The 21,323-nt window shown below is 73.1% G+C and carries 15 protein-coding genes; 6 read left to right on the top strand and 9 right to left on the bottom strand.

The genetic code is table 11. The features are described from left to right. Positions 1 to 60: 60 nt before the first annotated feature. Positions 61 to 2,514 carry a transglycosylase domain-containing protein gene (locus AB0A74_RS01190; RefSeq protein WP_358246868.1) on the bottom strand — a complete coding sequence of 818 codons (2,454 nt, stop codon included), beginning with the start codon at positions 2,512 to 2,514 and terminating at the stop codon, positions 61 to 63. 362 nt (positions 2,515 to 2,876) lie between these two features. Here AB0A74_RS01190 and AB0A74_RS01195 point away from each other — a divergent pair, with 362 nt between their 5' ends. Then, positions 2,877 to 3,839 carry a sigma-70 family RNA polymerase sigma factor gene (locus AB0A74_RS01195; RefSeq protein ID WP_358246869.1) on the top strand — a complete coding sequence of 321 codons (963 nt, stop codon included), beginning with the start codon at positions 2,877 to 2,879 and terminating at the stop codon, positions 3,837 to 3,839. Positions 3,840 to 3,986: 147 nt separating this feature from the next. Then, a complete protein-coding gene (locus AB0A74_RS01200; protein WP_358246870.1) occupies positions 3,987 to 4,466 on the top strand; it encodes a hypothetical protein in 480 nt (159 codons plus the stop codon). 101 nt (positions 4,467 to 4,567) lie between these two features. On the opposite strand, the gene AB0A74_RS01205 is transcribed toward AB0A74_RS01200, so the two are convergent. The 3 genes from AB0A74_RS01205 to whiA all read right to left on the bottom strand — a co-directional run bounded on the left by AB0A74_RS01205 (position 4,568) and on the right by whiA (position 7,114). Continuing rightward, a complete protein-coding gene (locus tag AB0A74_RS01205) occupies positions 4,568 to 4,960 on the bottom strand; it encodes a hypothetical protein (protein WP_358246871.1) in 393 nt (130 codons plus the stop codon). Between the two features lie 353 nt (positions 4,961 to 5,313). Beyond that, the gene (locus AB0A74_RS01210; protein ID WP_358246872.1) at positions 5,314 to 5,715 is read right to left on the bottom strand and encodes a hypothetical protein; all 402 of its coding nucleotides are present in this window, start codon (positions 5,713 to 5,715) and stop codon (positions 5,314 to 5,316) included. A gap of 502 nt (positions 5,716 to 6,217) precedes the next feature. Next, positions 6,218 to 7,114 carry a DNA-binding protein WhiA gene (gene whiA, locus AB0A74_RS01215; RefSeq protein WP_358246873.1) on the bottom strand — a complete coding sequence of 299 codons (897 nt, stop codon included), beginning with the start codon at positions 7,112 to 7,114 and terminating at the stop codon, positions 6,218 to 6,220. Positions 7,115 to 7,460: 346 nt separating this feature from the next. Here whiA and AB0A74_RS01220 point away from each other — a divergent pair, with 346 nt between their 5' ends. The 3 genes from AB0A74_RS01220 to AB0A74_RS01230 all read left to right on the top strand — a co-directional run bounded on the left by AB0A74_RS01220 (position 7,461) and on the right by AB0A74_RS01230 (position 13,338). After that, entirely contained in the window at positions 7,461 to 8,561 is a 1,101-nt protein-coding gene (locus tag AB0A74_RS01220; protein WP_358246874.1) for an NlpC/P60 family protein, read from the top strand. A 15-nt stretch (positions 8,562 to 8,576) separates the two neighbouring features. Further along, positions 8,577 to 10,217: a putative glycoside hydrolase gene (locus AB0A74_RS01225; protein ID WP_358246875.1), complete on the top strand. Its 1,641-nt coding sequence runs from the start codon at positions 8,577 to 8,579 to the stop codon at positions 10,215 to 10,217. A gap of 265 nt (positions 10,218 to 10,482) precedes the next feature. Beyond that, a complete protein-coding gene (locus AB0A74_RS01230; RefSeq protein ID WP_358246876.1) occupies positions 10,483 to 13,338 on the top strand; it encodes an AAA family ATPase in 2,856 nt (951 codons plus the stop codon). Positions 13,339 to 13,372: 34 nt separating this feature from the next. Here the strand turns inward: AB0A74_RS01230 and AB0A74_RS01235 are convergent, their stop codons facing one another. The 3 genes from AB0A74_RS01235 to AB0A74_RS01245 all read right to left on the bottom strand — a co-directional run bounded on the left by AB0A74_RS01235 (position 13,373) and on the right by AB0A74_RS01245 (position 17,055). Then, positions 13,373 to 14,941 (bottom strand): S8 family serine peptidase, encoded by a 1,569-nt coding sequence (locus AB0A74_RS01235; protein ID WP_358246877.1) that lies wholly within the window; start codon positions 14,939 to 14,941, stop codon positions 13,373 to 13,375. 143 nt (positions 14,942 to 15,084) lie between these two features. Next, a complete protein-coding gene (locus tag AB0A74_RS01240) occupies positions 15,085 to 15,999 on the bottom strand; it encodes a hypothetical protein (protein ID WP_358246878.1) in 915 nt (304 codons plus the stop codon). 6 nt (positions 16,000 to 16,005) lie between these two features. Next, entirely contained in the window at positions 16,006 to 17,055 is a 1,050-nt protein-coding gene (locus AB0A74_RS01245) for a 3-oxoacyl-[acyl-carrier-protein] synthase III C-terminal domain-containing protein (protein WP_358246879.1), read from the bottom strand. Positions 17,056 to 17,350: 295 nt separating this feature from the next. Here AB0A74_RS01245 and AB0A74_RS01250 point away from each other — a divergent pair, with 295 nt between their 5' ends. Beyond that, the gene (locus AB0A74_RS01250) at positions 17,351 to 18,136 is read left to right on the top strand and encodes a hypothetical protein (RefSeq protein ID WP_358246880.1); all 786 of its coding nucleotides are present in this window, start codon (positions 17,351 to 17,353) and stop codon (positions 18,134 to 18,136) included. Positions 18,137 to 18,146: 10 nt separating this feature from the next. Here the strand turns inward: AB0A74_RS01250 and AB0A74_RS01255 are convergent, their stop codons facing one another. Both AB0A74_RS01255 and AB0A74_RS01260 read right to left on the bottom strand, forming a co-directional pair. Further along, positions 18,147 to 19,532 (bottom strand): lytic transglycosylase domain-containing protein, encoded by a 1,386-nt coding sequence (locus AB0A74_RS01255; RefSeq protein WP_358246881.1) that lies wholly within the window; start codon positions 19,530 to 19,532, stop codon positions 18,147 to 18,149. 240 nt (positions 19,533 to 19,772) lie between these two features. Next, on the bottom strand, positions 19,773 to 21,236 hold the full coding sequence (locus AB0A74_RS01260; RefSeq protein ID WP_358246882.1) for a hypothetical protein: 1,464 nt from the start codon (positions 21,234 to 21,236) through the stop codon (positions 19,773 to 19,775). Positions 21,237 to 21,323 lie beyond the last annotated feature (87 nt).

Genomic DNA, 21,323 nt, shown 5'->3' on the forward strand with positions numbered 1-21,323 from the left:
GTGACCAACGCCACTTCGTTCCAGTGGTGGATCGGGCGCGTGTCCGATCTCCGACGACACCTACCGGCCGGTGCGCGTGGTCGTGGGTGTCGGCCGCGTCGTCGTCGGGGCGGGTGGCTTCGGTGTCGGTCGTGTCGTGGTCCTCCTCGGGGGCTGCACCGTCGGGTTCGGTCGCGGCGGCGGGGGCGGTTGGGTCCGCTGCGGCGCGGGGGTCGCGGGCGGGGGTGGTGCGGGTGCGGCGACCCGGCCGGTGCTCACGTGGAGGGTGACCAGCGACCCGCGCGGGGCGGTGCCGCGCGGGGACTGGTCGGTGACCGTGTTCGGCGGGGTGGTCGAGTCGCCGTGCGTGGCGGTCACGCCGAACCCCGCCGCGGCGAGGATCGCCGAGGCCTCCTCGAACGTCCTGCCCACCACGTCGGGGACGTCCGCGACCGACAGGCCCCGGCGGTAGGCGTCGTCGGGGGAGGGCAGCGGCAGGACGGGGGAGTCGCCGAGGATGCGGGACATCGCGTCGAACCACGTCCGAGCGGGCACCTTGCCGCCGAAGATGTCGCCGTGCGCGCACAGCGCCGGCGGGTCGGTGTCGCAGATCGGGGCGGTCGCGCGGCCGTCGTTGAAGGTGGCGACGGCGGCGGCGAGTTGGGGTGTGGCACCGACGAACCCCGCCGACTTGTGGGACTCGGTGGTGCCGGTCTTGCCGAGCATGGGACGCGACCACCCGGCGCGGGCCGCCGCCGCCGCGGCGGTGCCGATCCCGGAGGTGTCCTTGCTCAGGCCGACGACGAGGGTGGCCGCCAGGGCTTCGGGCACGACCTGCGCGCAGGGTTCCTCGGACAGGGCCACGGGGGCGCCGGACCGGTCGAGCACCTGGTCCACGGGGGTGGGCAAGCACCACACGCCGCCGCTGACCAGGGTCGCCGCGACGTTGGCCAGTTCCAGCGTGCTCACCGGCGCCGGTCCGAAGGTGAACGACGGCTTGCCGTCGCCCGCGGTGAAGTGCTCGGCCTGGGACACCCTCAGGTCGGGGTTCGGGTCGTCGGCGTCGGGTGCGGTGCCCGCGATGGTGCTCGCCAGCGTGCGGCGCAGGCCGAGCTTGCGGGCCATCTCCACGACCGGTCCGACGCCGACCTTCTCCTCAAGGAACAGGAATCCCGTGTTCGGCGATGCCGCGAGCGCGTCCTGCAACGTCATCGAGCCGCGGTAGGTGCCGCTGTTGCGCACGGTGTAGGGGCGGTCGCCGTCGCGGAACCGGGTCGAGGTGTAGGAGGCCGGCGTGGGGATGGGGGAGTGCAACCCGAACCCGTGCTCCAGCGCCGCCGCCGCGGTGAAGATCTTGAAGATCGAGCCCGCGCCGAACTTGTTCGCCACGCCGCCGGGCAGGTCGTACATGCTCTGGCCGGCGGCCGGGTCCAGCCCGTGGTCGCGGTTGGCCACCAGGGCTTGGACCCGGTGCCGCTCCCGCCCCGGGGTGACGACCGCCATCGTGTTGGCGATGCCCTCGGTCGCCTTGGGCACCTGGTCCTCCACGGCCTGCTTGGCCGCGGCGCTGGCCGCGCGGTCCAGTGTGGACCGGACCGTGAACCCGCCGGTGCGCAGCAGTTCGAGGTTCAGACCGCTGCGCGCCAGGTGGTCGAGCAGGTACGAGCAGAAGAACCCGTCGGCGGGGCCGGCGGCCACGCAGCCGGCCGGTGGTTGGCGCGGCGGGTCCAGGACGCCGAGCGGGGTGGTCTTGTAGGACTCGGCGTCCTCGGGTGTGACCGTGCCCGCCTCGACCATCCGGTCGAGCACGTCGTTGCGCCGGGCCACCGCGCTGTCGGGCCGGGTGACGGGGTCGAAAGCCGCCGGGCGGTTGAGCATCCCGGCCAGTAGCGCGGCCTGGGGGATCGACAAGGCGTCCGGCGTGGTTCCGAAGTAGACCTGGGCCGCCGCCGCGATCCCGTACACGTTGGCGCCGTAGGGCACCACGTTGAGGTAGCCGGTGAGGATGTCGTCCTTGCTCATGTCCTGTTCGAGGCGCATCGCGATCCGTGCCTCGCGCAGCTTGCGCTCCACGGTGGGCGCCTGCGCGGCGCGTTGCTGCTCGGGGACGTTGCGGTACACGATGTGGGTCAGGTAGTTCTTCACGTACTGCTGGGTCAGGGTCGATGCGCCTTGGGTCACCGACCCGTTGGCGTGGTTGACCGCCAAGGCGCGCGCCACGCCCTGCAGGTCCACGCCGCGGTGCTCGTAGAACCGCCGGTCCTCGGCGGCCACCACGGCGGCTTTGACCACCGGGGCGATCCGGTCGGCCGGGGCGGGTAGGCGGTACTGGTCGTAGATCCACGCGATCGGCGCGCCCGCGGCGTCGGTGACGGTGGTGGCCAGGGGGAGGTCCATCGCGATCAGGTCGGCGGACAGGGCGTCGACGGCGTCGAGGACCCGGCCGGACAGCACGGCGAGGGACCCCATCACGGGGAACACCATTCCGGCCAGCAACAGCCCGGCCGACAGGGACAGGCCGAGCAGCTTCGCCACGTGGGATGCGAGACGCACATGGAGGCAGACCGCCGACAGCCCGTCGGGATGACGAGCGGCGCCGATGCCGTCACGACCCCCACCCCGCACCCATGCGGTCACCTAGCGTGATAGTGGCACCGGCCCGCTGCTCTCACCCACATGGGTGAGCGAGGTTTGACTTGCCGAAGCGCGTGCGGACCGCCATGACCTGCGGCTTTGTCCGAGTCGAAGCGGCGGGCCGTTGGTCCTTGCACGATTCAGAAACGGCGGGTTGTGTGTGGTGTCAATTACTCCGGTTGACGTACGGTGATGCCCTGTTTCGCTCAAAGCACCTGGGGGTGGCAGTAATGGACCGGAGCGGTCGAAATGTTCCCGACGCGATGGCGACGACCCCCGACGTGGGGGTGACCGGTGCGCGACCCCCTCTGCGCGGCGACGCCCCGCCCGGCGGGCGGTCACTGGCGCTGGTGGCCGCGCCGGCCGACGGCGGGACCGACTCCGCGCTCGCGGAGGCGGTGCGCGGCGGTGACCTGGGAGCGTTCTCCGTGCTCTACGACAGACACGCCGACGCCTGTCTGAGGTTCGCGCGCTACCTGGGCGCGGGCGAGGAGGTGGCCGAGGACGTGGTGGCCGAGTCCTTCACCCGGATCTTCGTCCAGCTGGTCCGCGGCAAGGGGCCGACGGTGGCGTTCCGGTCCTACGCGTTCTCCGCCGTGCGCGCCAACCTCATCAACGCCGTGCACCGCGACCACCGCCAGGACCTCGCGGGCGATCCCGAGGCGTCGATCAGCGACGTCGAGATGCCCGTCGGGGACCTGCTGGAGTCGATGGTGCTGGCCCGCGCCCTCGCGGCGCTGCCCTCGCGGTGGCAGGAGGTCCTGTGGCGGGTGGAGGTGGAGGGTGAGACGCCGGCGTCGTTGGCGCAGCGGTTCGGGATGACCCCGAACGCCGTCGCCGCGTTGACCTACCGGGCCCGGGAGGGCCTGCGCGCCGCCTACCTCCAGGCGCACCTGCACGACAGCGACGACCCGGGTTGCAGCGCCTTCGTGCCCAAGCTCAGCGCGTGGATGCGGCACCGCCTGCGCCCGGAGGAACGCCGACTCGTCGACGACCACCTCGGCGCCTGCGCCCGCTGCGCGGCGGCGGTGGCCGACCTGGCCGAACTCGCCGACACGCTGGAAGGACCGGCCCGGTCCGCGGCGCGTCCGGCCAAGGAGCGTCGGCGTGGCCGCGCGGGGTTGGCCGGGGGTGTGGCCGTGCTGCTCGCCCTGACCGTGGCGGCGCCGCTTCCGGTGTCGGGCGACGGTCCCGATCGGCCGGCGGGCATCAGCGTCGCGATGTGACCGGCAGACCTTCGCCTCCCTGAGTTCCGACACCCCGCCACTTCTCCGCACAGTGGCGGATGCGCGCCCGACGCCGCACCCCCGAAGCTGGGGCTCGACGGTTGCCGCGCGCAGCGGGACCTCTCGCGGAAGAACAGGGTGGTCGCCATGTCCTCTCGTCACGTGCTCCGACCCGGTGCGGTGGCGGGGGCCGACCGGACCGCTCTGCTCGCGGCGCACCGGACCTACGCCTCGGAGTTCGGGTGGCCCGTGGCGTTGAACGGGGACTCGGTGGACCTGTTCCTGGACGGGGCGGTGCGGGCGGTGGAGGTGCGCGCGGGGTTCGCCTGCGAGGTCGCCGGCCTGCTGTGGGCGTCCGCGCCACTGGGCCCCGTCCTGTCCCTGCCCGGGGAATCGAAGCTGCTGTGGGTGTTCCTGGTCGCGCCGGACGGCGACGGTGTCGGCCCGGCGGTTCCGCCGGGAGTGCGGTTGCTGTCGTCGCGCCACACGGTGCCCCTGCCGCCCAGCCGGGTGCGGGGCGGCGAGGTCGGGTGGGTCAACCGCCCTGATCCGGCGCAGCCGCGACTTCCGGGGCTGCGGACCGTGTTCACGGCAGCTCGCGTGGCGCAACGACCCCACCGCTGGTGACCGCGCCGCGCGGCAGGGACCGACCTCCCACGGGATGTGCCGACGGGGCCGCCCTCGCCTCGGCGACCGCGGACGACCCCATCGGGGGACGGCTGTCGCGCCTAGTCTTCCAACACCATGAAACTCCACCGGAGACTCGTTTTCTTCAGGGACGTCCTCGGGGATATGTCGAACGAGTCACCGTCGCAGTCGGGCCGGGAAAAGGTCCGCACGGTCGTCTGGAGGCCGTTTTTCATGGAAGCCGCGCTCGTGGGCAGGTTGTAACACACCAGCACTTCGGGGAACTCGTCGTCGAAGAACTTGGAGCGGAAGCGTTCGTACCGGTAGAAGCACAGGTGGTCGTAATCGCAGAAGTCGGACTCGACCGTTCGGGTGGGGTTCCCCGTACCGCTGGAAGCGGCTTTCGATTCCGTAGCGGAGACCGCGGGTGCGGTCGCGATGAGGAACAGCAACGCGCCTGCGGCCACCACGGCCAGTTTTCGGAAGACGGACATCACACAACCTTTCGACTGTAGGCGAACCGGCCGTCACCGCCCCTGTCGATGCTGACCGGGGCGAGGCCGGAAATCGTCCGGTCGCCCGCCGTGCTTCGGGTGCGGACAGCGAAGGGGTGGTCGGCCGTGACGATTCATCACATCAATACCGTGTCGCCCCTCGGGTGACCTGCCGCAGCCGACCGAAGTCGCACCTCGGTGCTGTGCGGTCGCGGCGGTTCGGATTCGAGGCCACGGCGGGTCCAAGCGGATGAGCGGGGGTCGCCCGCGCGGCTCGGGGACGCGGACGACCCTGTCGGCGCTACCGACCTACGGGCTGCGCAGACCCGTGACCGGCGCCACCGGACCGACCGCTAGGCCTCCAACACCTCGAAGCTCCGTCGGGGGTTCATCTTCGGCAGGTGTGTGCGCGGGGAGATGTCGAACCAGTCGCCACCGCCCTCTCCGCAGTCGTACTGCGCCCAGGCGCGCACCGTCAGGTTGAGGTTGTTCTTCACGGACTTGGCGAAGTGGGGGAGGTTGTAACAGTGGCCCACTTCGGGGAACTCGTCGTCCCAGATCTTCCCGCGGAAGCGTTCGTACTGGTAGAAGCACAGGTTGTCGTCATCGCAGAAATCGTTGCCGACCTTGTGGGTGGCACTCGGATTGCCTGCGGACGCGAAACCGGACTCCGCGGCGGACGCGGCGGGCACGATCGAGGCGAGGAGCAGCAGTGCGCCTCCGACCGCCACGGCCAGCCTTCGGAAGACAGCCATCACAGAACCTTTCACTCATAGTGGGTCGATCGCCACCGGCACACTGGTCGACCGGGGCGAGCCGGAATTCTTCCGACACCCACGACGGTCCTCGGCTATACCGGAGAAAGCCAGCAGTCTGTGGTCGTTCATCAGATCAGGACCGCGATTGCCCCTTGCCGTGCGGTGCTGTAGCCGGCCGGAGTCGTATTCGATGGTCCATGTGGTGGCGGCCAGCCGTAAGAGGTGTGGGTGACCCGGGGAACCCGCAGAAATCGGTGCTCCAGCGCGGCGGGGACGTTGACGTACCTTCTCACGAAGCGGAGGTTCGGGCCACACGACGACGTGGGTGGAATGGGCAGTCCGCGCCCGGCCCGCATTCGGGCGGTCCTGCCGGCGGGCCGTTCGCGTCGCGCGGAGGGCGTCCGGCACCGACTTGAGGGCACCGATCACGGGTTGCCCGACCACGTGGTGTCCCGCCGTCCGGCACCGTGATCGCGCGTCAACCGCGTGTGCCGAGGGCTTACTGGAACCGTTGGCGGTCGGCGAGTTCGAGCAGCCGTCGCAGCTGCCTGGTGAAGGTGTTGCGGGACCGTGGTGGGTCGCATTCCGCCGCGAGTCGGCCCATGGACAGGTCCGGGTGCGCGAGGCGCCGTTCCGCGGCGAGGCGTAGTTCCTCGGGGGCGTCGCGGCCCAGGACGTCGAGGGCCTCGCGCAGGCGTGCGCACAGTTCGCGGGACGCCGATCGGGCCCGCTCGACGTTGTACCGCGCGATGGAGGTGGTGGACGGTCGCACCGTCCGCGGCACGATGGCCCTCCAGCGACCGGCGGAGTCCGGTGCGCCGAGTTCGTCGAGCAGTCGGGCGGCCTTCGCCGCCGATCGCACGATGACGACGGGGCGTCCGCGTTCCACCCGCCGCGTGGTGGCCACCTTCATCCCCGTGGCTGCCGCGTGCAGCGCCTCGGCCGCGTCGTGGTCCGGACAGCTCACCTCAAGATCACCTTGGTGGCCTGCGCGTCGCCTGCGTCCCCGCAGGATCAACGCGGCGCGCCAGAAGGCTCGTGCGCAGCACGTCCTGTCCTGCACCCAGTCCCGCGGCCGTCGGGCCCGGGCGAGCACGACCGGGTCCGTGCCCGGCACCACCGACCCGGGCGGCGACAGGTCCGCGTGGTAGCGGACCGCACCCCGACCGGCGTGCGCCTCGGCGCGACGGAACAGCGGCGGCCTTCCGCTCAGGAAGTGCAGGTCCGCGTAGATCCAGGCGGCGATCGTCGGGTCGTCGACCTCGATCGTCGCCGAGCCGGACCGCGCACAGGAGCCGGCGAAGCGGACGACGGTGGCGACGTGCACCCCGGCGCAGCAGGTGTCCCGCGTCCGGAATCGGGTGAGTTCGTCCAGCACATCCTTGAAGGGGTTCACGTTCTTCCTGTCGGGCACGGGCGGGGAGGGCGGCCACCGCACTCTGGCGGTGGCCGCGGGCGTTCGGGCGGTGGCCGCGGACGCGGGTGTTCGGGCGGTGGCCGGGGACGCGGGTGTTCGGCGCGTCGGGCTCACCGGATCTTGGCCGGCGCGGTGGCCCTTCCGTATCGGTCACCCGGCCGAGATTCCGCGTTTTTCCCGGATGTTCTCCGTGGCTCGTCATCGCGGCGCGGCGTTCGGGGTCAGTGCGGCAACAGCCCGAACGAACAGTCGATGTCGAGGTGGACCGATGGCCGGGTCGCGCGGAAACGACGTCACTCGCGGACCTGGACGCCGTGTTCCACTCGTGACGACCACGGCACTGACCGCTGTCGTGCTCGCGGCGCTGTTCCCGTTGCCGGCCGGCGCTCAACCGTCCGAGCCGGTCGGGCCGTCCGAGGGCCTGGCGCGGTACTGGGAGTTGAGCGGGGACGCCGAGCGCGCCAACGGGAAGCTGTTGGCGGCGCAGGAGGAGGTGCAGCGGACGCGCGCCGCTTTGGCGATGGCGACCGAGAACTCCAGCCGGGCGGCGGAAACCGCGGACAGGGCGCGTGCGGCGGCGTCGGCATCGGCGGAGAGCGAGCGGCAGGCGGTTCTCGCGCGGGACCGGCTGCAGGCCGAGGTCGACGTGTTCGTCGAGGCCACCCACCTGGGACTGAGGCTCGACCTGGTGGGGGCGATGCTGAGCAGTCGTGACCCGGTGGAGTTCCTCGGTACCGCGAGCCTGCTCGACTCCATCGCCGAAGACGTCGCCGGCACCGTCCAGCGGCACGTGGTCGCGCCCTCGGCGGCCCACGAGGCCCCGACGCGAGCCGCCGTGGACAGCCGGAACGCCGAGGAGGCCGGGAAGTCCGCGGCGGAGGGCGCGGCGGAGGCGCAGCGGGCCGTGGACGCCGCGGCGGCGGCGGAAGCCGTGGCGGCGGCGGACGTGATCGCCCTGGGCGCCCGTGCCGACGCGGCCCGGCGCGCGCTCGCCGGCCTGACCGACGCCGAACGCGCGGCGCTGGCCGACCCGGGGCCGCGCATCGACGTCGCGGATCTCGCGCTGCCCGACGGACCGGCCGGCGACGCCGTCCGATTCGCGTTGCGCCAAGTGGGCAAAGAGTACGAGTGGGGTGGCGTCGGGCCCCTGGAGTACGACTGCTCCGGGCTCACGATGATGGCCTACCGGTGGGCGGGCGTCACGATCCCGCGGGTCAGCGAGCAGCAGGTCTCGGCCGGCACCCCCGTGGCGCTGGACGACGTCCGGGCGGGTGACCTCGTCGTCTACCGGCCGGACGCCGGGCACGTGGCGATGGCGATCGACGGGACCTGGGCCGTGCACGCCGCCACGGAGGGTGAGCCGATCAAGGTCGCCCGGATCGCCGCGATCGGGCCGATCAACAGCATTCGCCGGATCATCGACTGACCCCTGGGAGCCGTCATGCGCAGTACCCGTTCCGCCCGTCTGTGGGGCGCCCTCCTCGCCGGTGGCGGGATCGTCGTGCTCAGCCTGGTCGCCGGAGTCCCCGAAGGCGCGGTGATCGGGGTGCTCATCGCCGCCGCGGGCATCACGCTCGCCGTGGGCGGACCGCGCGACCACGGCGAGCCGGGAATCCGCGTCGCCACAACCGACCGCCGACGTCGGTGGACCGCGGTGCTGGTCAGCGCCGGAGCGCTCTGCGCGCTGGCCGTGGTGCCGGCCGGCGGCGCGCCGGGCAGAACCCCCGCCGGACCCTCGGCCGCGGCGGCCGGCGGCCGGTGGTGGCCGCCGGGTGTTCCCGGTCCGTGGAACCCGAGCTGGACCTGGCCGTGGACCACCACGACGCGTCCGACGACCACCCCGACCTCCACCGCGCCCCCGACGACCACGACCACGCCGCGACCGACCTCGACCACACCGCCCACGACCACGACCGCGCCGACCTCGACCGGCACGACGCCCCCGCCCACCGGGCTCCCGACCGACGCGCAGACCTTCTGGCTGCACCTGAACAGCACTCCCACGAGCGACGCGATGCTGGCCGCGGAGGCGAAACGGCACCGCTACATCGTCCTCAACGCCTGGGAAGGCGGCCTCATCCCCAAGCTGAAGGCCGCGAACCCCGCCGTCCAGGTCTTCGTCTACAAGGACCTGTCGTCCACCCGCAGCTACGCCTGCCGCGACGGCCGTGACGACGCGGAACTCCCGACCGGCGTCGGCTACTGCTTCGCCGACAGCCGGCACCCCGAGTGGTTCCTGACCGACTCCTCCGGTCGGCGGTTCACCTACAGCGGCTACGGCGGCCACTGGCAGATGGACGTGGGCGACGTCGACTACCAGAACACGTGGGCCTCCAACGTGATCAGCTCCAGCAAGGCGTCCGGGTTCGACGGCGTCCTGATGGACAACGCGCTGTTCGCCTGCGACACCTACCACTCCGGTGTGTGCCCGGCGAAGTACCCCACGAACGCGTCGTTCCAGAACGCCTACCTGTCGATGCTCGCCGGCACCCGCGCCCGGTTCCGGGAGGCCGGGCTCAAGACGGTCGCCAACATGTCCAACGCCCGGCTGCACAACGGGGTCTGGAACGCCTACATGAACCACCTCGACGGAGGGTTCGACGAGTGGTGGCTCGCCTTCGGCGACAACGACCTGCTGCCCGAGTACCCCGAGGGGTGGAGCCGGCAGGTCGCGGAGATCGCCGCCAACGAGGCGAACGGGAAGATCACCTGGGTGCAGGGGCACTTCACACCCGGCAACGAGCGGGCGTTCCGCTACGCCCTGGCCAGCTACTTCATGGCCGCGGGAGCCCGTTCGGCCATCTCGGAGATCGGCACGACCGACGCCTACGGGGACCCGACGACCAAGCACGCGGCGTACGACTGGGTCATGGGCACACCGTCGGGGCCCTACCGGTCCGTCGCCCCCAACGTGTTCCGACGCGACTTCGGGTGCGGCGTGGTCGTCGTCAACGCCAATCCCAGTGGCAGCCCCGGCGTCACCGTCCAACTCGGCACCACGTTGCTGGACGAGGCCAGGACGCAGGTCAGCGCGGTGACCCTCCCCGGCACGTCGGGAACCATCTTGCGCAAGGCCTGCTGACACCCCCGGGCGGGGAGGCGGACGCCACAGCCGCCGCCTCCCCGCCCGGGCACTTCTCCGTCAGGTGGCCGATACGTCGCCGGCGGGTGTGCGGGCAAGCTCTACCTCGTGTGAACGACGACCTCGACCCCCTTGACCACCGCCGAACCCGCGGCGAACCCAGCACCGACCCGCGCCGAGCTTCCGAGGTTGACACAGCACCCATGTCCAAGGTTTCGCCCTCGCCGTCGTTCGAGCGGGTCCGGTCGCGAGCGGGGGGCCGGTGATGTCCGGGCAGGGGGGCGTGATCGGCCGCGGCGAGGAGTGGACGGCGGTGCGCCACGCGGTCGATGAGGTGATCGCGGGCACCGGCCGTGCGGTCCTGCTGCAAGGCCCTCCGGGCATCGGCAAGACCGCGCTGCTGCGGGCGGCGACGCGGCACGCGCGCGACCTCGGCGCGCTGGTGCGGGTCGGGACGGCCGAGCAGATGGAGCGGCACCTGCCGTTCTCGGCGCTGCGCGGGTGCCTGGGCATCCACCCCGGTTCGCCGGACCCGCGGCTCGCCGCGATCGCCCGCGACATCGGCGACACCGCGCAGTTGTTCCGCACGCGCGCGGACTTCGAGCTGTCGATCGTGGAGAAGGTCGTGTCGTGGGTCGACGAACGCTGCGCCGAGGCGCCGGTGGTCGTGGCGCTGGACGACCTGCAGTGGGCCGATCCCGCCAGCCGACTGGCGCTGCACTGCCTGGGCAAGTCCCTCGGGCAGTTGCCGCTGCTGATCGTCCTCGCGACGCGCGCGGTCGACCAGGACCCGTTGTGGCGCAGCCTGGCCGCCCGCGGCGCCGCCGTGCTGTCCCTGGCGCCCTTGTCGACCGCGGCGGTGGGCGACCTCGCCGCCGGCCTGCTCGGCCGGCCGATCGGGGACAACCTGAGCCGCGCGCTGGAGAGCGCCGGCGGGAATCCGCTGTACGTGGTCGAGTTCGTCAACGACCTGGTGGAACGAGGCGCGGTCCGGGTCCGTGACGGACGCGCGGACACCGAGGACGCGCGGGTGTCCGCGTCGCTGGGCGACGCGGTGCTCGGCCGGTTGGACTTCCTGTCCGAGGACGAACTGGCGGTCCTGCGGGCCGTCGCACTGCTGGGGCCGGGTTACACGGTCGCCGAGACGGCGGCGGTCACGCGCCGCCCGCCGGCCGACGTGACCGCGGCGGTCCTGCACGCCACCTCCACCGGGGTGCTCACCGACACCGGCGGCCGGCTGGACTTCCAGCACGACCTCATCCGCCAAGCCCTCTACACGGCGTTGCCCACACCGGTGCGGGAGGCGATGCACCTGGACGCCGCACTCAACCTCATGGGCGCGTCGGCGCCCGTGGAACGCACCGCCGAGCACCTCGTCGCGGGCACCCCGACCGGGCAGCCCGCCGTGACCGCCTGGCTGGTCGCGCACGGCACGGACCTGGTCGTGCGGACCCCCGACACGGCGGCCACGCTGCTGGCCCGGGCGGTGCGGCTCGGCGACACGGCCGACCCCAACCGGCTGCTCGCCCGGACCCTGCTCACCGGCGCGCTGCTACGGACCGGCCTGCTCGACGACGCCGAGCACCACGCCCGGCAAGCGCTGAATGACAGCGACGACCCCGGGGTGACCGGCACGCTGCGGTGGCTGCTCGCGCAGACGCTCTACGCGGCGGGCCGAGCGGACCTGGCGGTGATCGAGGTCGAGCGGGCGTTGCGCACCGGCGGTGGTCTCACGCCGGCGGACGAACTCCGCTTCCGCGCGTTCGACGCGGTGGCGCGCTTCACGATCGGCGACCTCGACCAGGCCGAGGCGGCCGCCGCGTGGGCGGCGGACGGCGCGACCGAGACCGGTGAGGCCGGGGCGCTCGCGCACGCCTACCAAGCCCAGGCGGTGGTGAAGTACCTGCGCTGCCAACCGGAAGCCGGCCGTGAACTCGCCGAACGCGCCATCCGCGTGGCGTTGGCCGCCGACGCCCCCTGGGACCGGGTGATCGTGCTGCACCAGATCCACGGTCACTGCCTGATGGAGCTGGACCGCAGCCGCGAAGCCGACGAGGCGATGCGCGCGGCGCAACGCCTGGCCGAGCAGCGCTGGGGCCTGCACACGCGGCATTGCCTGTTCTCGCGGGCGTTCATCATGTTCGCCGACGGCCGCTGGGACGACGCGTTGGCCGAGATCGCCGCGGGCCTCGGGGTGGAACGCCAGCAGCAACCGGACTGGATGAAGGGTTCGCTGCACAGCCTCGCCGCGCTGATCCACCTGCACCGCATGGAGGACGTCGCGGCCGAGCACCACCTGGTCCACGCCGCGTCGGCGGGCGACGTCCGCGCCATCGCGCCGTTCTACGCGTGGCTGTCCACGTGGGCGCGCGCGTGCATGCACGAGGTGCGGGGCGAGACCGAGCAAGCCCTGGACCTCTACGCCGAGTGGGTGGGCCCGTTGTCGAAGTCCACCATCGCGGCCCAGTGGCCGTCGCTGGTGCGTTTGGCGCCCTTGGTCGTCCGTCGCGCGCTGGAGCACGGGCGAGGTGATCTGGCCGTGCAGATGGCGGCGAACGTGCGGGCGGCGATGGTGGACATGGGGCAGCCCCCGCCGATGCTGCGGGCGGCCGAGGCGCACTGCCGCGGCTTGGTCGACGGTGATCGCGCCGCCCTGGCCGACGCCGGGCGCTACTACGACTCGTCGCGGTGGGTGTTGTTCCGGGCCGACTACCAGGCCGACCTGGCCCTGTCGATGGTCGAGCACCAGCCTCGCGCACGGACGTTGCGCGCGGTGAACGCCGCCTTGGAACTCTACGGGCGACTCGGTGCGGTGCGCGATGTCGCGGACCTGCACGCACGAGCCCGTGCCTCCGGGTTCCGGCGCGGGGTGCGGCGCCCCTCGACGCGGGTGCGGGAGGGGTGGGACAGCCTCACCCCGACCGAGCGGACGGTGGCGGCGCTGGTGGCCGAGGGGCTGTCGAACCCGGCGATCGCGGCGCGGATGTTCATCTCCCGCCGCACGGTCCAGACCCACGTGTCCAGCGTGTTGGTCAAGCTGAGCTTGAGTTCCAGGGTGGAGGTGGCGGTGGCCGCGGCGGGCCGGACCGGGTCGTCCGGCGGCTCCGCGCCGCGCCCTTGAACCGGCCGTGCCGGGTGCCCGCCCGCGGCCGCGGTCACCAGCGGTGCCAGAAGTAGGGGTTGCCGTGCCCGTAGAGCACGACGTTGGAATCGGACTGGACGATGAAGCGGTCGCCGGCGGTGCCCCAGGTGTGGGTGTGCCAGCGCGCGACGCCGGCGGTGGAGTAGAGGACGAAGTTGCCGTCGGTCTGGAGGATCGCGCGGGTGACGTCGGTGCCCCAGGTGACGGTGTGCCACAGCGCCTGGTTCTGCGCGTTGTAGAGGACGAGGTTGCCGTCGGTTTGCAGGGTGAGCCGGTAGGCGCCGTTGGCGGAGGTCTTCTGCTGCCCGGGCAGGAGCGTCTCGCCGCGCAGGATCCGGTCGCCGCCCGTCGCGCTGCCGGTGGGGGAGCTGTAGAGCAGCCAGTTGGGGGTGCCGGCGCCGGGGTTGGTGACGATGCCCGGGGTCGCCGCGCTCACGATCGCGTCCCGCACCTGGGCCGAGGTCGCGGTGGTGTTGCCGGCGAGGTGGAGCGCGACGGCTCCGGCCACGTGGGGCGCGGCCATCGACGTGCCGCTCAGGGTCCGGGTCGCGGTGTCGGTCGCGTCGGCCGCCGAGACGATCGACCGGCCCGGGGCGAACAGGTCGACGCAGCCGCCGGTGTTGACCCACGAGATCCGCGCATCGCCGGAGTCGGTGCCGGTGACGACGATGGCTTCCGCGACCCGGGCGGGGGATTCCGCGCACGCGTCGACGGGGTTGAGGTTGGCGTCGCCGTTGCCGGCCGCGACCACGACCGGGATGCCGGCGGCCACGACCCGCCGCACCGCGCTGTCCATCGCGGTGCTCGGGTCGCCGCCGAGGCTCATGTTGACCACGGCGGGCCGGACCGCGTTGCGCACCACCCAGTCCAGTCCGGCGAGGACGGAGGCGTCCGAGCCTTCGCCGTTGCAGGCGAGCACCCGCACGGAGTGCAGGCGCACTCCCTTGGCCATGCCGTACGTCGTGCCCCCGAGCGTGCCCGCGACATGGGTGCCGTGGCCGTTGCAGTCGGTGGCGGTCCCGCCGGCGGTGATCGCGTCGAACCCGGTGACCGCCCGGCCGCCGAAGTCGGTGTGGGTCAGGCGGACGCCGGTGTCGAGGACGTAGGCGTTGACGTTGCTCGCGGTGGTGCGGTAGCCGTAGGTGTTGTCCAGCGGGCGGCCCCGCTGGTCGCTGCGGTCGATCCCCCAGGAGCCGGTGGGGGTCTGCACCGCGGTCGCGCGGACCACGGAGTTCGGCTGCACGTGGGCGACGCCGGGGTCGGCGGCCATCCGCTGCGCCTGCGCGTCGGTCAGTTCGGCGCTGAAGCCGCGCAGCGCGTGCCGGAAGGTCGATTTGGCGCGACCTCCGTGGCGGGCGGTCAACCGCACCACGTGGCCGTCGACCGGTCCCGCGAGGCTGTCGTCGAGCACGACGATGTAGCTGTTGTCGATCCGGCGCGGGGAGTCGGCCCCGCCGGCCGCCTGTCGCGGGGACGACGGGTGCGCGTCCGCCTCGCCGTTGACCACCAGTGCGCTCAGCGCGGCCGCGGTCAGCAGGCGCGCTACCTTCCCGAGTCGGGAGCCCGGGGTACCGCTGCCCATCGTGCCTCCTTGGACTTGCCGCGGCGATGTCCCCCTCCGGGGTAGACAGTCCGGTCGCCCGGACTGTGACGCCCGCCCGGCCAGCGCGCCGCGGCCGGGACGAGCGAGGGCGTGTGCCCGGAGCCGGCAGGCGGGTCCCGGGTTCACCGGGCGCTGCGCGGCGGCCGGTACCCGACGCAGGCGGCGGAGGGGCCCGCGCCCGCGGTGACGAACAGGACGTGGCGGAACCCGTCGCGCTGAACGCGGTCCGCGTGGTGGTGGTAGGCGATGGTCAGCGCGGAGGTGTGGGGGTCGCCGCCGAGCCCGGTCGCCGTGGCGGCGGCGGTGGCGGGGATGCCGAGCCTGCTCGCCACCCGCCTGCCGAACAGGGGTGTGGGATGTCCCGTCACGACGAGCGTGCGGTCGAGGTCGATGCCGTGCGACTCGGCGTAGCTGGTCGCCGTCCGGCTGACCAGGTCGAGCAGGTGCGGCAGGTGGTCGGGGTCCTGCTCGACGGTGACGGTGTGCCGGCCCGCGCGGCCCATGCGGGAGACGTCGAGGTAGCCCCGGACGATCGGGGGCGAGTCGGGCTCGCCGGTGGCGGTGGACAGCGGCCCGAAGCCCACCTCGGGGTCGTCGACCCGTTCCAGCAGCATCGCGGCACCGGCTGTCAGGTAGGGGAATCGGGGCTGCGGCGGGGTGAAGGGGGCCCGGCACGACGGGTGCGCGTCGCCGGACACGACAAGCGCGTACGTCGCCCGCGTGTGGAGCAGGGCCGAGGCGACCTGGACCGCGTTGAGGGGGCCGCAGGCGCCGTTGGCCAGGTCGAAGGACAACGCGGCGGGGCGTGCGCGGTCCCGCTCGGGTCGCAGGTGCATGCCGATCTCGCGTTGGACGAGCGCGGCCACGGCGGGCGCGACCGTGTTGGCGTCGCGGTAGATCCCGGTGTTGATCAGCACGTCCACGTCGTCGGCGGTGATCCCGGCGGTGCGGACGCAGGCGGCGGCCGCCGCGGCCGCGTGCCGGGTCGAACCGCGTTCGCTGCCCGGTGCCGCGACGGCGGTCGCTGTGATGATCACTCCCACCTACGCCTCCAGCGAGGAGAGGGTGGCGGACAGGCAACCCGTGACGCCCCCGGAGCCGGCGGTGACGAGCAGCACCTTCGCGCCCCGCCGCAGCACCCCCGTCTTGAGGTGCTCGTGGAGGACGACGAAGTGCGAGGTCGAGGACGTGTTGCCGTGCTCCTCGACCGTGCGGAGCGAGGCGGGCATGGGGGTGGCGAAGAACGCCTCGCCAGCCCGGTCCATGGCGTCGATGACCCGGGTGCCCACCTGGTGGTGGACGACGTGGTCGAACCTCTCGTGCTCGAACGTCGTGCCGGATCGTTCGAGCACGGCGTCGTAGAACGCCGGCCACCGGTCGAGCCGTTCCGGGCTCTGCGGGTGCGCGTGGTCGGTGAACATGGCGAATCCCTGGCTGTGTTCGCTGGGCATCGCGATGCACGACTGCGCCTGGTCGGCGAAGGTGGCCAGTTCGACGTGGTGGATGCGGTCCATGGGGTCGCCGGAGCGGTCGAGGATCACGGCCGCGCCGGAGTCGCCGACCGTCAGGGAGGCGACCTGCGGGTCCCGGGCGGTCCTGATCTCCCGGGCGGCGGTCTCGGCGATCGGCGTGATCTGCTCGCCGCTGACGACCATCCCGTTGCGGACCGCGCCGGACGCGATCATCCGCTCCAGCACGAGCACGCCGGTCAGCATCCCGGCGCACGCGTTGGACACGTCGAAGTGGATGGCCGAGTCCGCGCCGAGGGCGCGCGCGAGCATCGAGGCGAACGACGGTTCGAAGTGGAACCGGTTGCCGTCCTTCAGCCGGGTGACGGACGCGCAGATGAGGACCTCCAGCTCGTCGGCGCGGTAGCGCGACCGGTGCAGGCAGCGCGACGCGGCCTTCGTGGCGAGCACGAAGGAGTCCTCGTACGAGTCGGGCCTGGTGTCGTGGGTGCGTCGGTTCTTGATGCCGGTGAGCTCTTCGAGGTCGAATCGGGGTGGCCGGTGCATGCGGCGCAGGAGTTCCTCCGTCGAGGTGACGGTGTCCGGTAAGTGGACGCCGAGTGACTCGAATCGGGCGTGCGCCATCGCACCAACCTTTCCACTGGGGTTGCTCGGCGGCCCGGCGGCGACGGCGGGCGGCGGTGGCACCGGGAGCGATCGCCGGAGTGGGGCGAACCGTTCGCGGTGGCGTCGTGGCCGTCGAACCCGATGCGGTCGCCGGCCGTCGGCGCTCGTCCGGTCACGGTGCCATGCGTGCCGCGGCCGTTGTATCGGCTGACTGATCGAGATCGGAGGGGTTCCCCCTATCGAGTTAAACCGTTCGGGGTTGGCGTCGCTGTGGTGCGGGTAACCGTGCCGGCGGCGACGACTGGAGGCCCCGATGCAGCCGACCGACCCACCGGTGGACCGCGACCCGGAGTCCGCTGACGCCGAGCGCGAGCGGCTGCTCGCGACGTGGGAGGACCTGGCTGTCGCCCGCCTGCCCGAGGACTCCCCGGCGTGGCGGACACCCGAGGTCAGCGTCGTGGCCGAGGCCGTGGTGGCGGGCTCGCCCTTGGCGGAGCACCTGTTCGCGCTCGGTTACCAGCGCAGCGTCGACGGTGCGGGGCCCGCCGAGCTGCGGGCGGACGTGGAGGCCCTGGCCGAAGCCGCCGGCCTCGGTGGGCGGGCGCTGCGTCCGGCCGAGGTGTTCGAGCACGCGTCGCGCGGCATGGACGCCGCGGTGGCCGGGACCCTGCTCGAAGCCGCCCTGGTCGATCCGTCGACCGGGTTCGACACGCCGGTCGCGCTGCTCGGCGCGCTCTGGTCGTCGGCTCGGCGGCGGTGCCGCCTCGGTGACGAGCTGTGGGTGTGCCGGTGGGTGGCCCATGAGGGGACGTGGCGCACCGTCGAGCTGCGGATGATCGTCGCCTCGACGGTGCGCGCCCTGCTGGACGGGCCGGACCTGGCCGTGTTCCTGGGCGATTCCGCGATCGCCGTGATCTTCGACGACCCGGCGCGCCAATCGGCGGTCGAGGCCGCGGTGAGCGGTATCCGGAACCTCATCGTGACCGAGACGGTGGTGCACGAAGTGCCGGGACTGGGGTCGCTGCCGAAGTTGACCGGGTGGTTGTTGGAGACCTGTCCGGAGCTGACGGCGACCGTGCTGCGCGGCGCCCAGTCCTGACCGGGTGGGATCAGCTCGGGTCCGTCCACTGGTCGACCGGTGAGGTCGTGGTCTCGACCAGGGAGTGGATCGTCTCGACGGACGGGGTGACCGTGGTCGGCTCCTGCTCGCTGGTCGTCGTGGTCTCGGGCGGCGAGGTCGGTTCGGGTGTCGTGGTCTCCGGCGGTGTGGTGGTGCCGGGCGTGGTGGTCTCCGGTGGTGTGGTGGTCTCGGGCGTGGTGGTGTCCGGCGGTGTCGTGGTCTCGGGCGGTGTGGTGGTCTCGGGTGTGGTGGTGTCCGGGGGTGTGGTGGTGTCGGGGGGTTCCTGCGTGGGCGGGGTGGTTCCCGGCGTCGGCTGGGGTTCCTCGGCGGGGGTGCTCGGCTCGGTCGCCGGCGGGTCCATGATGACGACCACGTCGTCGGCGGGCAGGCTGTCGGCCGGCGGCGAGGGCAGCACCGGGGTGGTGCCGGTCGCGTACGCCGTCGCCAACGCCAGCACGGTGGCCACGTACTCGTCGGAGTGGTTGTAGCGGAACACCGCCGACCGCAACCCGGCCGAGGACTTCAGGTCGGTGCCGTAGGCGCACAGGTACCGTCCCGCGCCGACCGCGGCGTCGAAGATGTTGAACGGGTCGGTGACGCCGTCGCCGTTGCCGTCGGAGGCCACCGGAGCCCAGGAGGAGGGCAGGAACTGCATCGGCCCGACGGCGCGGACGTAGGAGCCGTCGGCGTTCGTGATCAGCGCGAACCCGGGCCGCCCGTCCAACGCCGGACCCAGCACGCGGACCGTGCTGGTGCCGTCCGGCCGCAGCTGACCGCCGCCGAACCGCCCGTGGTTGGACTCGACCTGCCCGATCGCGGCGAGCAGCGACCAGTGCAGTCCGCAGCCGGGCAGGTCTCGACCGAGCACGTCGGCCGCGTTGACGTAGGCCAGGTGCGCCACCTCCGGGATGCCTCGACCGGTGGCGGCGGCCCCGCCCAGCACCACGGCGGGTGCCCGTTCGGCCCCGGTCGGCTCGTCCGGCGCCGGGGTGTGCGCGTCGGGTGCGGATCCGGCGTCCGACGGGCCGGCCGGGGCCGGCTCTCCCCGCCACCTCCCGCCGTCGGGCGACCACCCCGGCCAGTGCCGCCCGACCGCTTCGATGACCGGCTCGTCGGAGGAGGGGAGCCGCACCGTGTTGAGCTGCGCCGGCCGCTGCGCCACCGCGACCAGGACCAGGACCAGGAGCAGGGCGAGGAAGATCCAGACGACCACGCCGCGGCGGGGCCGCGGCCCCCGGGGTGGGCGGTCCGCGTCCTCGTCCGCGTGCTCCCAACCGGGGAACGCCTGCTGCTCACGCGTGGACGGGACCTGTGCGGCGGCGGCACGAAGTCGCGGGTAGTAGTCGCGGGTCTGCTCCGGCTCGGGTCGGCTCATGACGGACGCCTCCTCTGTCGTCTACGTAGACCGCGCCGACCGGCCGGAGATGATGCGACCGCCCGGATCCGGCCGGACCGTCCCGCCGCCCGGGTCGGCCGGACCGTCCCGCCACGCGGCGCTTCGACGCCGGCGCCGCCGGATTCAGCGCCGGCTTGATTCAGCGCCGGCTTGATCCGGCCCCAGCTTGAGCCGGCTGCGGTGGCCCGCGCATCAGCCGGCCGGCGGAGGTTGCGCTCCTCAGCCGGGGCTGGTGGACGTGACGACCGTCGAGCGGGGGCTCGTCGAGGGGGCGGCGCTGGTGGCGGTGGTCGCCGGTGCTGTCGAGGACGGCGTGGGACGGGGCGTCGTGGGACGTCGCACCGTGGTGAAGGTGGAATAGGACGTCGTCGCGAGGCGGCCTTCGGACCACACCCGGCCGATGACCACCACGGTCTCGACGGAGTCGTCGGCGCGCAGCGGCAACTCCAGCACGACCAGCGCCCCGGCGGCCACCTCGACCGCCTCGCAGCGGTAGCCGTTCGCCACGGCGCCGCACAGCCAGTCGTCGGGGACACGGGGACGGCCCGCGGGGGACGCGTCACGCAGCTCCACCTGGACCACCAGGTCGCGGAGCGGGCCGTGCCCGACGTTGGCGAGCGCGAGGTGCAGGCCGACGGTCCCGCCGGCGGTCAGCGGGCCGTCGATGGTCACCGGTTCCAGCGCCAGCACCCCCTCGGCGCGCACCGGGGCGGCGACGGTCGTGGCGGGCGGTGGAGCCGTCGGCGTGGTGGACAGCACGTCGAGGTTGCCGGGTTGCAGGACGCCCGCGGTGGGGGAGAGCCGCGGTGACGTGGTCGTGACGGCGGTGGGCGCGGCGACGGGTCCGGCGGGAGCTGTGCCGTCGCGCCACACCAGGGAGGCCGCACCCGCCAGGGTGACGCCCGCGAGGACCGTGGCCACCACCGCGGCCGTGGCCTGCCCGCCGACGTGCCGCGAGCGCGACACGGGACCGCGGCCGGGCAGCGGAGGGGGAGCCTGCCAGGCTCGTCCGCCCGGCGCGGGTCGCACTGCGAGCTCGTTCCCGAACAGCGCCGGGCAGTAGAAGGTGGCGACCCGGTTGCCGACGACAGCCGCCACCGCGCGCCGCATCACGACGGTGGTGAGCGTGGACCGCGCCTCGGCGACGGCCGCGCACCGGGCACAGCGGGCGAGGTGGTCCTCGGCCGGCGTTGCGGTGGAGGACAGCCGGCAGTCCCGACTGCCCGCCGACGCGGCCGCCTGCGCCATGAACAGGGCGCACAGGGCCGCTTCGGCTTGCGCGACGCGCGGCGTGACGGCGTCCGCGGTGATGCCGGCCGACAGGGCGGCGGTGGCCTCGTCCTCCCCCTCGACGTAGCGGTGCCACAGCACCGCCTGGTCGGTGACCGGGAGCCGGAAGTACATCTCGGACCACCGGTCGAGCAACCCCGCGGTCGGCATCGATGTGTCCTGGCCGTCGTCGGCGGCCAACCCGAGCGCGTGGCGCACTTCGGCGACCTCCCCCGGCACGCACAGCAGGACCCGCACCCGGAAGGGGCACACGGGGCCGGTGTCACGGCTGTGCTCGGCGCGCCGCACGGCGCGCACCGCGATCTCCTCGGCCATCCAGTCCGAGGACGTCAGCACGAGCGCGAGACGGCGGGCGGCCGCGACGTCTCGGGGCAAGGACGGCCGGATCTCCATGTAGGCAATGACATGTCACCCGGTGTCATGGTGACGGCGCTTCACCTCGTCGATCCGCCCGGCGCGGCGGACCGGGTCCGCTCCCCG

The organism is Saccharothrix sp. NPDC042600, assembly GCF_040647305.1.
GTDB classification, from domain to species: Bacteria; Actinomycetota; Actinomycetes; order Mycobacteriales; family Pseudonocardiaceae; genus Actinosynnema; species Actinosynnema mutabilis.

Coding starts and splice junctions, on each gene's coding strand:
- AB0A74_RS01225 (WP_358246875.1), top strand. CDS start 8,577: ATGCGCAGTACCCGTTCCGCCCGTCTGTGGGGCGCCCTCCTCGCCGGT.
- AB0A74_RS01200 (WP_358246870.1), top strand. CDS start 3,987: ATGTCCTCTCGTCACGTGCTCCGACCCGGTGCGGTGGCGGGGGCCGAC.
- AB0A74_RS01235 (WP_358246877.1), bottom strand. CDS start 14,941: ATGGGCAGCGGTACCCCGGGCTCCCGACTCGGGAAGGTAGCGCGCCTG.
- AB0A74_RS01205 (WP_358246871.1), bottom strand. CDS start 4,960: ATGTCCGTCTTCCGAAAACTGGCCGTGGTGGCCGCAGGCGCGTTGCTG.
- AB0A74_RS01250 (WP_358246880.1), top strand. CDS start 17,351: ATGCAGCCGACCGACCCACCGGTGGACCGCGACCCGGAGTCCGCTGAC.
- AB0A74_RS01260 (WP_358246882.1), bottom strand. CDS start 21,236: ATGGAGATCCGGCCGTCCTTGCCCCGAGACGTCGCGGCCGCCCGCCGT.
- AB0A74_RS01195 (WP_358246869.1), top strand. CDS start 2,877: ATGGCGACGACCCCCGACGTGGGGGTGACCGGTGCGCGACCCCCTCTG.
- AB0A74_RS01245 (WP_358246879.1), bottom strand. CDS start 17,055: ATGGCGCACGCCCGATTCGAGTCACTCGGCGTCCACTTACCGGACACC.
- AB0A74_RS01230 (WP_358246876.1), top strand. CDS start 10,483: ATGTCCGGGCAGGGGGGCGTGATCGGCCGCGGCGAGGAGTGGACGGCG.
- AB0A74_RS01210 (WP_358246872.1), bottom strand. CDS start 5,715: ATGGCTGTCTTCCGAAGGCTGGCCGTGGCGGTCGGAGGCGCACTGCTG.
- AB0A74_RS01255 (WP_358246881.1), bottom strand. CDS start 19,532: ATGAGCCGACCCGAGCCGGAGCAGACCCGCGACTACTACCCGCGACTT.